We start from the raw sequence: 12575 nt of genomic DNA, 5'->3' as shown, positions 1-12575 counted from the left end.
CAATGTTAATAGATAATTTAAATCTCTTTTTAGAAGAATGGAATAACGCACCTAGTACTTTACCGTTCAGCTTTGAAAAATTTAAAGCGTTGGATATTTATCTTTTTGGTATAAATGAGCAATCTGCAAATTTAATAAACGTACTACCAATTAAAGGTTATATTGATGACTTTACTCCTGATTCTGAGCATGGTGGTATACCGATAGTATCGCTTGAACAAGTGCTCAGAAATAAAAATGATTATGTGGTTATTAACTGTGTTTTAAATACAAAACCGCGTACAGCTATGATGCGCTTAAAAGAAGCCGGAATTGACAACTTTATCAATTATTCTGAAATTTGCAGAGTGTATAATGAAATCCCTTTACCTGAGTTTGTTGCAAATTCAAGAGAGTGTATTTTTACTAGAGCAACAGAGTGGACTTCTTTATATGATAAGTTAACAGATAGTGATTCACAGAGGGTTTTACTTGATATTTTAAAATATAGAATCACAGGTGATCCACTTATACTAGCTGATTATGACTATAGGCCTAAAGAACAATATTTTGAATCTTTTATGAACTATAAAGAAGAAGTGTTTATTGATGCAGGTGGTTATATTGGTGATACGTCAGAAGAGTTTTGCGCACGTTATCCGGACTACCATAAAGTTTATTTATTTGAGCCTAACTCTCAAAATATAGCTTTAGCTAAGAAGGCATTGTCATCTTATAAAAACATCGAATTTATTGAAAAAGGTGTATCGGATAAAGAAGAGGTGTTGTGCTTCTCAGGTGATGGTTCTTCTACTACAGTTAATCATAATGGTGATATTCGCATTAACGTCGTACCAATAGATAAGGAAGTCAAAGAGCGTATTACATTGATTAAAATGGACCTTGAAGGTTGGGAGCTTAACGCCCTAAAAGGTGCTAGAAGACACATTGTTGAAGATCACCCAAAGCTTGCAATTGCTGTTTATCATTCTCCAGAAGATTTTCTGGAATTAAGTAACTATATACTCAGCTTGCGAGATGATTACGAGTTGTTTCTACGCCATTACACAGAAAGTTGGACAGAAACAGTGATGTATTTTAAGCCTAAAAGCTGACTATTTAGTCAGCTTTTTTTCAATTATGCTTATTAATCCTTGCAGGGTTTTAAAGTCGCTACTTCCCAGTTCGGCTTCATCAAAATCGATTTCAAACTCATCCTCTAGTTCCATTACAAACCGCATGGTAGTCATGGAGTCAAAAATGCCACTTTCTATGTAATTTTCGGTTAGTTCACATGGTGATAGTTTATTTGCTATCGCTTTTATTTTGGTTAGTACGTCATTATTCGTCATAAGAAATTTGCTCGTAGTATTTCGATTTTGCTGATTTAACCATTGAATCAAGCATTAGAAAGCTTTGCTTCGTTGGCTCTAAGCCATATTCTTTACTTACATGGTCCTTAGTGCCTTGTTTGAAATTAACAATAGATGCAGCGAAGTCAGTATAAATGTTTGCAAAAGCTTCAATAAAACCAGAAGGATGACCAGGCTTAAAACGATTGTATGTAGGTTCATTCCCTACAGTACAAATCCCACCTCGCTCAATGATTTCTTGTTTTCCGTCGACGTAGCTTAACTTCAAATATTCTGAGTCTGCTTGATACCAAAATGCGGAACCTTTATCACCATATAAGCTTATCTTTAAACCATTCTTATGGCCTAAAGATGACTTACTTACCCAGTATCTGCATTTTAAATTATCCTGATACTCAGCCGTAGCTGAGGCATCGTCAATTATTCCTTCAAACCAACCAAAGGAGTTGTGCTCAGCACTTACATTTAAAGGTTTTTTCCCTGTTAGATAGTAAACTAGATGTTGCAAGTGAACGGTAAGGTCAAGGTGAATAGTGGGGATTTCCCCGTCTTCAAGTCGCCACTTCTGCGGACATGGCTTAGAGCCATTATCAAGTAAGCGAGAAAAGCCTTCTTGTGGCATTTCAATCTGAATATGGTGAATCTTACCTAATTCACCTTTCTCAATGCGGTTCTTTAACTCTCTAACCATTGGGTAACCTGAGTAGTTATAGGTTACAGCTAGGTAGCCATTGTTCTTTTTTACAGCATTTTCGATATTTTTAAAGGAATCTAGAGAGGTTGTAAGCGCTTTTTCACATATCACAGGTATGCCATTTTCAATGGCATAAATTACCATTTTTTCATGTAAAGGCGTGGGTGTAAGAATTACAATAGCGTCAATATGATCTTTCTCACTTGTAATTAAGTTTTGCCAACAATCATATGTTTTCTGGGGCTTTACACCGTACTTTTTTGCAGTTTTCTTGTTAATCTCTTCTTGTTGACTAAAAGCTCCAGCAACTAATTCAAAGTTGCCATCAAGGTGAGACGCGCAATAGTGTGCATAACCTACAGCTGAGTTGAGACCTCCACCGATGAATGCAATTTTTAATGGTTCGGAATAGTCCATTCTAATTTACCTGATAATTAAATGATGTATGCTTGCTAGGGTCTTGTTCTATTATCTTATTAGCAAGTTCTTCTAACTTATATCTTTCTATTTTACCCAGAGCAGTTTTGGGAAACTCATCAAATATAACATAATGCCTAGGTTGTTGTGCATCAGATAAGTTTTTCATGCAATATCGACTGATTTTTTTTAAGTTAATATCTTTAAGCTTTGGCTTTATTGCTACTGCAACGACCTCTCCTAGTCGTTCATCTTGCATTGGAAATGCATAGCATTCAGTTATTTCATTTAGCTCATTTAGTAGTGCATCAATGTCATTTGGGTAGACATTTATACCACCCGTTATTATGACATCCTTGCTCCTACCCAAATAGAATAGATTTCCCTTTTCGTCTAAGTAACCTAGATCTCCCGTTTTAAAATAACCATCATGAAATGCTTCACTCGTCTTCTCTGGTAAATTAAAGTAGCCTCTAAACATCATCGGGGTTTTACATATAATTTCACCCTTGCTATTCTCATTGGCAAAACCGCCATTCGGAGCTAAAATTTTCACATCAACCCCCTCAATTGCGGTACCAACAGTTGGTAAATTTTTTTCAGGTGAAAACTTCACATTAGTTGCAATTGCTATTTCAGAAGTTCCATAGCACTCATGAAACTCACAGGATAATAGTTCTATCAATTGAAGCTTTGTGTGTGTGTCAAGCAAAGCAGAAGATGACACTAAACATCGTAATGTTGAAAAGTCAGCATCATAGTTACGCTGATAATTTATAATTTGTTTTAGCTGCGACGACACGGCAATTGTAAATGTCACTCGTAGAGTCGAGATTCGTTCCACCCACTTTGCAATATCAAACTTACTCATAATTACAGCTGTACCACCACTTAATAAAGAGACAAATAAAAGCCGTTCAGCTAATGAGTGGTAGAGGGGGGTAGCGATTAATGTAATGTCTGACGCTCTCACATTGTAGAGCTTGACTGCTGCTTTGGCTCGTTCAATTTTTACACCTTGTGTTAATACTATAGGTTTAGGATTGCCCGTTGAGCCAGATGTCATTGTAAGAATTAGGGCTTTGTTATGAGAATCAGAAAAATCATCCCCTAGAGCAGTTCTCTTCTGTGTTAGCTCACAGCTGTTAATGCTAGAGATCGAAATGTTGTTTAAGTGGTCTGGGTAATTATTGAAACTTTTCGTGAATGGCTCAGTAATGACATGCTTTATAGGTAAGCTTTTAAGAGTGTTACTCAAGGTGTTCACAGGTGTATTTGTCATTAATGGAACTAATGTTAAGTTCATATCTGCAGCGACAAGGGTTAGTAACACAAACTCCAAATTATTTGGTAAAACGATACCAATAAAGTCATCACTTTGTATTTTAAGCTCAGTCGTTAGGTAGTATTTAACTTGTTCTGCACGCTCATTTAACTCAGCGTAACTATAGCGCTTGTCATCAATAATGATTGCTATTTTGTTTTCTTGCCCTAAATAGGCTTGCTGTATTTGATGAATAAGGCGAGACATATTATAACTCACTTATTTTTAGAAATTTTTTGCTTTTAAATGGAAACACTTCTCCAGCTTTGGAAATTGTTACGCTGTGAGGGAGGGTGTTTTTGTTTACTAGGGTATTAGCACCGATGTAACTGTATGGCATTACTTGAATGTTGTGTGCTACGCATGAGTTAATACCCATGAAGGTATTTTCAGATAGGGTAACTGAACCAGCTAACGTTACACCTGAATTGAGCCATGAGTTATCGCCAATTTTACAATCATGTCCAATGTTTACGCCAGATGAAATAAAAACATTATTGCCGATCTGGGTATCACAATGGATGGATGTATTTTCAAAAATGACAGTATTTAAACCAAGGGATAGATTTTCATGTATCTCAATTGAAGGATGAATAAATGAGGTTAACTGATAACCAAGTTCGATGGCTGTATTGAAAATTCGAGTTCGAATATCGTTCATTTCATTATAACCCACAGCAATAATCATTTTGAATGGTAGGTTGATAACTGAATGAAGTGTTTCAAATTCATAGATAGGTTTACCGTAAAGAAGCTGATCTTGAGTAAATAAATTATTTTCGATTGCAAAACCTAAAATATTATAGTGTTTTTTCAAATACGAGTAGTAAGTTCTAGCCATACTAGAATTACCATAAATAATTAAGTTTTCCATTAGCTTTCTTTTATTATTTTACAGATAGTATTTACTTGAACGTTTGATAATTGTGAGCTTAGAGGTAAGCACAATACCGATGATGCTATTGTATTACATGTTGATGGAATTGTAAGTGATGACAAAAATTTTAAATTGCTAGGGTCAAAATAGTGACGGGCATAAATATTATTAGCTGCTAATTTAGACTTGATATTTAAAAGTTGCTTCTTAGATTCACACTTTATTGGAAAATACATGGGTGTAATAGTGCTGTCGTAGCTTGCGTGTTGAAATAAGAAAAAGTCTTCTAAGTTTTGCTTATATAGTGCTATTAATTTCTTTCTAATATTGATTAGTTCTTCTATATCTTTGCTAACACATAACCCCATTGCGGCGTGAAACTCTGAAAGTTTCGCGTTAATACCCGGCTCTTCAACAACACCATTTTCGTCTTGTCCAAAATTGATAAGCTTTTTTGCTCTCTCAAAATCTTCTTTATATTTAAAGGTGATAACCCCCCCTTCAACACTATGAAGCAGTTTTGTCGCATGTAAACTTACACAGTGAATATCTCCAAATTCAAAGATAGAGCGTTCTTTATAGGTTGAAAAAGGAGCATGGGCAGAATCGTAAATAATAGGTACGCCATATTTTCTTGATAAGAAATCAAACGCTTCCATATCACAAGGCATGCCAAAAATATTGACAGGAACAATCGCATCAATAGAGCCTTGTTTTAATCTGTCTTCAGTTTTGTTTGGGCAAAGGTTCCAAGTGTGTTTGTCTATATCACAAAACTCAAATTCAATATTTTCCCAAGCGAGAGCTGTCGTTGTTGCTGCAAATGTAAAAGGGGTTGTTATTACTTTTTTGTTTGTAAGGTTTTTAAGTTTATAGGCAACTTGTAGAGCAAGGGTACCATTACTAACTAAGAGTAAATGTTCACTCTTAAATAGTTTCTTTAGCTCCGAAGAGAACTCTTGATAAAGAGGGCCATTGTTAGTAAGCCACTTATTCTGATAAATACTTTCAAGACACTGATTAAAAGTTTGTTTATTTGGTAAATAAGGCTCTGTTACTAAAATTTTTTTGTTCATGTGTATTTTCTTTTAGCGTAGAGGATAAGGTATTATATTTCTTTTTACCGTATTGTGACTATAAAAATGCCGAATTTAACTATTATTCACAAAGAATTACATGAAAATATAACGGAGAGTGCTGGTTTTTATCATATAAATTATAAAGATGGGAGAAAAAGCTCATTTCCTAAAGATGCGTTTATTAACTGGCAGGGAGTGAGCCCTGAGTATGGAAATATACATATTGGGATTCAATCCGGTATAGGCTTCGGCTCAAAAATCAAGTTTGACAATAACATTCAAAAAATTGTGTTAGGTAATTATTTTGCTTGTGGCAGTGAGTGTAGGTTTGTATTAAATGGAATGCATAACACAAACACACCTTCTTTAGCTGTTTTGGGCACTATTCCAGGTTTAGAAAGTCAACCAGTAGAAATCCTAGGAGATACCATACTTGGTAATGATATCTGGTTTGGGGATCAGGTTTTTGTGATGGGTGGTGTAACTATTGGTAATGGCTGCGTTGTTGGCGCTAGAGCAGTTATACCCCCTAGGAAAAAATTAGAGCCTTATGGTGTGTATGTTGGTAACTCGGCAAAATTAATAAAACATAGGTTCCCAGTAAGTATTATTGAAAGATTAGAAAAATTAAAGTGGTATGACAAACCTCTTAGTTGGCTTAAAAGCAACAAAGAGTTTATGTATACTGATTTGAATGAAGATATAGGTAAAAGTATTGAAATGCTTGATGAGCTATTAAAAGAAGATAGCTAGCTATCTTCTTTTAATAGCGCCTTTTCTTTTGATAGTTGCTCAAAGTAGGCCATGCTTCTTTTTGATAATAATACTAAAATTATTAAAACTGCTTGCAAAATAAAAACTTTTAACTGTGATGAATTCAAAAAGTGCTTCATGTTAAGAATCTGTGAAACTAAAAATGAAAGCTCAGCAGCAAGTTGCATTGAGCATGCAATAAAAAGAGCTTTTTTTATTTTTAAGTAGTCTTCAACTTCGCCAATAGTAAGCATTACCAAAGTCACCAAAGGAATAACTGACAATGCTATGGCAATATATAGCTGAGATTGTTCTGGGTATATTAAATTTAAAACCTTAGCACCACCATCTCTAGAGGCAATTGATGCAATAAACAGCAGAAGCCCTTTCGCCATAAATATAAGATTGGCAAATATTATTAGCGAAGGTTTTAACCAACTTGTTTCGTTAAATGCTGTCAGTGGGAGCTTTTTTAATTCTTCTTTGTTCATAAATCGATTATTCAAAGTGTTACATGTGTGCAATATACGGTTTTATGGCGTTTTCAGCAATGTCAATTGCCCCTTCTTTTGTTAGATGACCATAATCAAAAACTAGTGGGATTTTATTGTTTTTATCAAACAATAAGGCTTTACACATTGTTTTCCTTTCTTGTTTACAGAGTGTTGTAATTGGAGAAATATAAGTTAAATATTTATTGTTGTTGTATTTCTCTCTTAGTTTTTTATCCAAAATGATAGTTGTTTTATCTAGCGCTGTGTCAGTGATATAACCAGAATAATTTTGCCAATGCCTATTTGCTATAGCCGTTACTAAATTTGGCTGCCATTGTGGTGTTGGACCTATGAGTATAACTTCTTGCACCCCCATCTTTAGTAATTCCTTGGCAAGCGTTGCCCAATTATAATCTAGGAAGCTTTTTGCTTGTGTAAGGATAACTGTTTTTGGGGGGGTGTTTTTTATGTACTCAAAAGCTAATTGATTGCTTATATTGCATGCTTTTTCACCATTGTTTTTTAAGTGCTTCTGTTTAAAACTGGGAAAGTATGGGTGGCAACCCGAAGACGCTAGCTGACTAAATTGACGATTGTTTTTTAAAATACTTCTAATCCCCGGTGATAAGGCGCCTGCATGAGAGTCACCCCACAGAAATACTGCTTCTGAAGCTGTTCTTAAACAACTTTTATCTACCTCAAATAGCCCTGTTTTTTCATGGTTTAGCTTAGTGTTGCATTTATGCCAGTAGCCATCAGGATCAATTTTGTAATTTTTGTATTTATTGACAAATTCAGCTTTATTGCCGGTGCTAATACCGCGGAAACTTGTTACCGCACCATCACTTTTATAAACAACGGAAGCTAACAGTAATATAAGCAAGTAACCTACAAATAGTTTGTAAAATTTGTGTTTGGTTAATCGGTAAGGGGTTTCTATATACTTATATGATAAATATGCAAAGGCAATTGCTAAGCTAATGGCTATTAATATGTTGAGTAGTTGTTTATGAGTGCCAGAAAAGGCTAGGTAAACAGAGATAGGCCAATGCCATAAGTACAGTGAGTAAGATATGTTCCCAAAAAAGTTAATAATAGTGGACTTTGTGAAGTTTAAATTAATATTTAATGCAATGAGAGCTGCTGTTGCAGATACTGGAATTAGTGTTGAAAATGATGGCCAAACTACTTCCTGATTTAGCAAAAACAAGCAAGCGATGGTCAGAGAGATTAAAATAAATGCCGCTGTATTAGTTTGCTTTTTATTTAGAGTAAGAGGGTAGAAAAATGCTAATGAACCAGCCAATAACTCCCATGCTCTTGTAGGCAAAATATAAAATCCTATTGATGGTTTTATATTGGTAACAACGACGCTCATGGTAAATAGGGCTATAAAACTTGCAACTAATGTAATTTTAATTTTTGGTAGTTTAAGTGAGCGCAGCAGGACAAAGAAAATAACTGGAAATACCAAATAAAATTGCCATTCAACAGATAGTGACCAAGTATGAAGTAACCACTTTTCTTTTGCTGCTAGATCGAAATAACCGGCCTCCGTCCAATAAATAATATTCGATGTAAATGTAAGACTGCTCAGAATATGTTTAGAAAGCAGCGAATAATCACTTGGTAATAAACTAAACCAACCAAATATAACTAGCACGAAGCAAAGTATGGTGAGTGCAGGTAAGATCCTCTTCGCTCTTGAAGTATAAAACTCAAGAAGTGAAAAATTTCCACTTTGAAACTTAACGTAAATTATTTTAGTCATCAGAAACCCTGATATGACAAAAAAGATGTCTACACCAATAAATCCAGCGGGTAATATCGATTCATTAAAATGATATATGACAACGGCGATAACCGCGAGCGCTCTCAAGCTGTTGATATCATATCTGAAGGAATTACTTGTCAAATAAATTCTCTTTGTACTTATATATTTTTAAAATGCTGTTAGGCAAAATTTTAACCCAAGCATAATACGCTGTTAAATTTATCACCGAGAACTCTCTAGTTTTTTTAGTGATAAATAAAATTAAAAGTCCACTTGTGCAGTATGCTATCACACTAGACCATGCAGCACCTTGAATTCCATATGCTGGAATCAAAAGCAAGTTAAGAGCAATATTGACTAAAGCGCCAGATAAGTGGCTTGCTAAACTGAATTTATAAAACTTCTCATTAATAAGCCATTTACTGAAAATAGCTCTGTGGAAAATAAAAGGGGTCGCAAGAATATGAATGGATAGTATGTTCCCTGAATGTATAAAATTACTTCCAAAAATAAGAACAATCAATTCATCACCAAATAGTAATGTAAAGCTAATTATTAATAAACTGGCAAACGTAAAAATACTTAATATCTTTAAAATCACTTCATTGTAGTGCTTCTTGTTATTGTATATTTTTACTAATAGAGGCTGACATCCATTTGCTATCAATACAGGAAAAATAAACCACAGCTCGCTCAATTTTGTTGCAGCAGAATAAAGAGCTAGCGACTCAGCCCCGAGAATTTCGTGAATCATTAATTGGTCAATCTTTAAGTATAAAACGGATGCTGTTGCAGATAGAAGAAGCCAGCCTCCTTTTTTTGCTAAAGACCTAGAAAATTTCTTTTTTTGCAACTTTGGTTGCATTGATATATTAAAGTTCGCGAGAACATACAAAATAATGCCAACTACAACGTGCTCCAAGCAGTGAAGTAAAACAACGCTTTCAATATTACTTTGATTTAAAATGTAACTTATCTTCAGGGTCAGAAAAAGTAGTTGAATAGCAACTTTTACTTTGGCTGTCGTTAGAATTTTGTTTTTTGCTAAAAAATAAAATTCAGATACATTGAAAGCGACGAAGCTACTAAAAAACAGACAAAGCAAGATGAGGTATATTTCATTTGAGTTTATGTAGTAAAGATAAGTGGTACTTAGAGTCAAACCTATAACAGCTCCAAATAATCTAATTCTAATGGCGTTTGACAGGATGTTTTTAGTATTTAAGGGGTATTTGGTGAATAAGCGAGAAATAATGTTGCTCATCCCCATTCTTGAAAGTGGTAAAAAAATGGCTACCGTAGCTAAGATAAATGCGAACTTACCGAAGTCTTGTTGGCTATAATTACGTGCAATGAGGATTGTTAACAACAATCCAGATGATAATGATAAGGCTTTTTCGAGAATTAGCACGGCCGAATTAACAGCACTTTGTCGCCAATTCATAAATTCTCCTCAAATTCTGTAAAAGAAACTCTAATAACGTTTGAATAAGTTGGAAGTACTGAAGTGTAAGTTAATTTAAACCCTGTTAAATAGCCGTCAATAGTTTCAATGAAATCTTGATATTCATCTTCGCTGACTTTTATTGTGCATAACTCTTTCTGTTTACGCACTAATCCAAAGTCACCAGGTTTTACATCTTTGCTTAAAGTAAGAGAGCTCATTAAGCGTTGCTCTATGCTATCATTAAAATTAAGCTGTAGCTTTTTGAAAATTTCAGAAAAACTTAAAATAGGGTTCTCTACAAGGTTTTCATAGATGATGGGTGCTAACTCAATTGAGCGGCACTGTGCTTCTATCAGACCCTGCAAAAAGCCTATTTGATAAAAATAGCCCTGTTCAAGTAAGTCTGGTTGGTTAGTCAAAAGGCGAGAAATTTCTTCTTTTGAAAAGCGAGTCTCAAATTGATTTTTTCTATCCCAGCCTAGCGCTTTGTAACTTTTTGCAACTGAAAAAGGGTGCCGAATCAAGTAAATTGGCTCAATTCCTAATTCTAAAAGGTCTTTTATTATTAGTGGGTTGATTTCTTTTATTACTGTCAGTTTGGCTTGATTTGGCGTATACCATTGATTGGGAAAGGGAACTACTTTATCTATTTCAGGTAGTTTTGCGTTTAATGAATCCGAAATTAATTTCGAGTAGGCACACCAGTCCTCACATTTCGCTTTGCTAAAGACACTAGCGCTTTGTTTCTTTTTATAAAAAAAAGCTGTTGTTATAGGCTCTCTAAGATATCTAGCATTAACAGCAGAGCCCAAAATAGAACCAACCCAACTAGACCCCGCTCTAGGGAATGAAATAATGCATACAGGCGTTGATGTTTGGTTGAAAGAAGAACCCGAGACAAAAATTAAACGAGGGCTTTTTATAAATAATTTTACTTTTGAAATAAGTAGTCTAAGTTTCTTTGGCAATTGATTTAATAGTTTTTTTTTAAATGACAGCATGCCGGCACCTGACGGTTGAGATAATGGGTATAATACTCCTATACTGCATTAATTTAAAATAATTGATACAGATTACAAATTTCCTAACATTTTCTATGGCGATTTAAGCTATTTAAGCTAAAATAGCGCCAGTTAAGTTGAGTTTGTTATTAACAATATATAATATCAACGACGTTTTTCGTATTTCAAAATTTTCTTCATAAGCTGGTTATATATCAACTAGCATAAACGAGTATGGGTTTTCTTTAAGGTGATACTAAGTAGCGTAGGGATTTTCTTTGGCTCGTTTTTGAGCTTGTTCTTTTTTAGAAAGTTAGCTCATGCAATCAATTTAGTTGATGTGCCAAATGAACGCAAGATTCATAATGGTAAAGTGCCGCTAGTTGGTGGTTTGGCTATTTTTGTTGTTGTTTTTAGCTATTTATATGTCTTCCCTGAAACAATTACATCCCCCTATCTTTATTTAGCGTGTGCTGGAATTTTGCTCGCAGTTGGTGTGCTAGATGACTTACTGGATATTAGCTTTAAACTGCGTCTAGCACTACAAGTAGGTATATCAGCTGTGATGATGGCCTATGCTGGTTTAGTGCTGACTAATGTCGGGCAAATGCTCGGGCCGTTTGACCTAAACTTATCTTATTTTGGTTACTTAGTGACGATAATTGCAGTTGTTGGTGCGATAAACGCATTTAATATGGTAGATGGAATTGACGGTTTACTTGGAGGTTTAGCAACGGTTACGTTCACTGCGATGTCTATATTATTTTATTTATCAGGTAATAAGGAGTTATTGTCATTTTCTGTAACGATAGTGATAGCAACAATTCCTTATATTCTAATGAATTTAGGCATTCCTTTAGGGCAGCGTTTTAAAATATTTATGGGAGATGCTGGGAGCACCGTTATTGGTTTTACTGTTATTTGGCTGCTACTAGAAGGTTCCCAAGGTGAAGTCATCGCTTTAAGCCCCGTAACAGCATTATGGATATGTGCGTTACCGATTATGGATGCTGTATCGACGATATGTCGCCGAATTAAAAAAGGACAATCGCCGTTCAAGCCTGATCGAGAGCACTTACATCATATAATGCAAAGACTTGGTATTGGTCCCAAAAAAACACTATTTGTAATTTGTTCTATGGGAAGTTTGCTCGCTGCAGTCGGTGTTATATCTGAAGTTTATAATGTGCCTGAGTACATAATGTTCTTTGCTTTTTTAGTTATTCAGTATGCTTATTATCGAATAATGAGTAGCATTTGGCGTGTTACGGTAAAAATTAGGAGAGTGCTTCGTATCGGCAAGCAAAAGAAGTCTACTACAAATCAACTTGCGAAGAACTAGTCTCTAAATTGCATCTGTAAA

The 12575-nt window shown here is 34.9% G+C and carries 12 protein-coding genes; 3 read left to right on the top strand and 9 right to left on the bottom strand.

The window, feature by feature from the left end; translation table 11 throughout:
- Positions 1-2 precede the first annotated feature (2 nt).
- The gene (locus AC2IOM_RS02500; protein WP_486359028.1) at positions 3-1094 is read left to right on the top strand and encodes an FkbM family methyltransferase; all 1092 of its coding nucleotides are present in this window, start codon (positions 3-5) and stop codon (positions 1092-1094) included.
- On the opposite strand, the gene AC2IOM_RS02495 is transcribed toward AC2IOM_RS02500, so the two are convergent.
- Genes AC2IOM_RS02495 through AC2IOM_RS02475 form a run of 5 tightly spaced genes read right to left on the bottom strand, consistent with a single transcriptional unit; the run spans position 1095 to position 5740 of the window.
- Entirely contained in the window at positions 1095-1331 is a 237-nt protein-coding gene (locus tag AC2IOM_RS02495; RefSeq protein ID WP_486359027.1) for an acyl carrier protein, read from the bottom strand.
- Positions 1321-2463, bottom strand: a complete 1143-nt coding sequence (locus tag AC2IOM_RS02490) for a Gfo/Idh/MocA family protein (RefSeq protein ID WP_486359026.1) — start codon at positions 2461-2463, stop codon at positions 1321-1323. The genes AC2IOM_RS02495 and AC2IOM_RS02490 overlap by 11 nt, the downstream gene beginning before the upstream one ends.
- 1 nt (position 2464) lies before the next feature.
- Positions 2465-3994, bottom strand: coding sequence for a class I adenylate-forming enzyme family protein (locus AC2IOM_RS02485; RefSeq protein WP_486359025.1), 1530 nt, complete (start codon positions 3992-3994; stop codon positions 2465-2467).
- Position 3995: 1 nt separating this feature from the next.
- Complete coding sequence (locus AC2IOM_RS02480) at positions 3996-4661, bottom strand: LbetaH domain-containing protein (RefSeq protein WP_486359024.1); 666 nt, start codon at positions 4659-4661, stop codon at positions 3996-3998.
- Positions 4661-5740, bottom strand: a complete 1080-nt coding sequence (locus AC2IOM_RS02475; protein WP_486359023.1) for a DegT/DnrJ/EryC1/StrS family aminotransferase — start codon at positions 5738-5740, stop codon at positions 4661-4663. Before AC2IOM_RS02475 ends, AC2IOM_RS02480 begins: the two co-directional genes overlap by 1 nt.
- 66 nt (positions 5741-5806) lie before the next feature.
- On the opposite strand from AC2IOM_RS02475, the gene AC2IOM_RS02470 reads away from it, so the two are divergent.
- Complete coding sequence (locus AC2IOM_RS02470; protein WP_486359022.1) at positions 5807-6496, top strand: LbetaH domain-containing protein; 690 nt, start codon at positions 5807-5809, stop codon at positions 6494-6496.
- Here AC2IOM_RS02470 and AC2IOM_RS02465 read toward each other — a convergent pair.
- Genes AC2IOM_RS02465 through AC2IOM_RS02450 form a run of 4 tightly spaced genes read right to left on the bottom strand, consistent with a single transcriptional unit; the run spans position 6493 to position 11212 of the window.
- Complete coding sequence (locus AC2IOM_RS02465; protein WP_486359021.1) at positions 6493-6987, bottom strand: DUF2919 family protein; 495 nt, start codon at positions 6985-6987, stop codon at positions 6493-6495. The two genes, AC2IOM_RS02470 and AC2IOM_RS02465, sit on opposite strands and share 4 nt — an antisense overlap.
- A 19-nt stretch (positions 6988-7006) precedes the next feature.
- Positions 7007-8905, bottom strand: a complete 1899-nt coding sequence (locus AC2IOM_RS02460; RefSeq protein WP_486359020.1) for an acyltransferase family protein — start codon at positions 8903-8905, stop codon at positions 7007-7009.
- Positions 8895-10208 carry a flippase gene (locus AC2IOM_RS02455; protein WP_486359019.1) on the bottom strand — a complete coding sequence of 438 codons (1314 nt, stop codon included), beginning with the start codon at positions 10206-10208 and terminating at the stop codon, positions 8895-8897. Before AC2IOM_RS02455 ends, AC2IOM_RS02460 begins: the two co-directional genes overlap by 11 nt.
- The gene (locus AC2IOM_RS02450) at positions 10205-11212 is read right to left on the bottom strand and encodes a hypothetical protein (RefSeq protein WP_486359018.1); all 1008 of its coding nucleotides are present in this window, start codon (positions 11210-11212) and stop codon (positions 10205-10207) included. Before AC2IOM_RS02450 ends, AC2IOM_RS02455 begins: the two co-directional genes overlap by 4 nt.
- 250 nt (positions 11213-11462) lie before the next feature.
- Between AC2IOM_RS02450 and wecA the strand changes: the two genes are divergently transcribed.
- Positions 11463-12554, top strand: coding sequence for a UDP-N-acetylglucosamine--undecaprenyl-phosphate N-acetylglucosaminephosphotransferase (wecA, locus tag AC2IOM_RS02445; protein WP_486359017.1), 1092 nt, complete (start codon positions 11463-11465; stop codon positions 12552-12554).
- Positions 12555-12575 lie beyond the last annotated feature (21 nt).

It is taken from the genome of Pseudoalteromonas sp. NS-SX12 (assembly GCF_057367955.1).
This window is presented reverse-complemented; position numbering and strand designations above follow the sequence as displayed.

Bases quoted from the DNA above. Each gene is read 5' to 3' on its own strand.
- AC2IOM_RS02500 (WP_486359028.1), top strand. From the start codon at position 3: ATGTTAATAGATAATTTAAATCTCTTTTTAGAAGAATGGAATAACGCA.
- AC2IOM_RS02495 (WP_486359027.1), bottom strand. From the start codon at position 1,331: ATGACGAATAATGACGTACTAACCAAAATAAAAGCGATAGCAAATAAA.
- AC2IOM_RS02490 (WP_486359026.1), bottom strand. From the start codon at position 2,463: ATGGACTATTCCGAACCATTAAAAATTGCATTCATCGGTGGAGGTCTC.
- AC2IOM_RS02485 (WP_486359025.1), bottom strand. From the start codon at position 3,994: ATGTCTCGCCTTATTCATCAAATACAGCAAGCCTATTTAGGGCAAGAA.
- AC2IOM_RS02480 (WP_486359024.1), bottom strand. From the start codon at position 4,661: ATGGAAAACTTAATTATTTATGGTAATTCTAGTATGGCTAGAACTTAC.
- AC2IOM_RS02475 (WP_486359023.1), bottom strand. From the start codon at position 5,740: ATGAACAAAAAAATTTTAGTAACAGAGCCTTATTTACCAAATAAACAA.
- AC2IOM_RS02470 (WP_486359022.1), top strand. From the start codon at position 5,807: ATGCCGAATTTAACTATTATTCACAAAGAATTACATGAAAATATAACG.
- AC2IOM_RS02465 (WP_486359021.1), bottom strand. From the start codon at position 6,987: ATGAACAAAGAAGAATTAAAAAAGCTCCCACTGACAGCATTTAACGAA.
- AC2IOM_RS02455 (WP_486359019.1), bottom strand. From the start codon at position 10,208: ATGAATTGGCGACAAAGTGCTGTTAATTCGGCCGTGCTAATTCTCGAA.
- AC2IOM_RS02450 (WP_486359018.1), bottom strand. From the start codon at position 11,212: ATGCTGTCATTTAAAAAAAAACTATTAAATCAATTGCCAAAGAAACTT.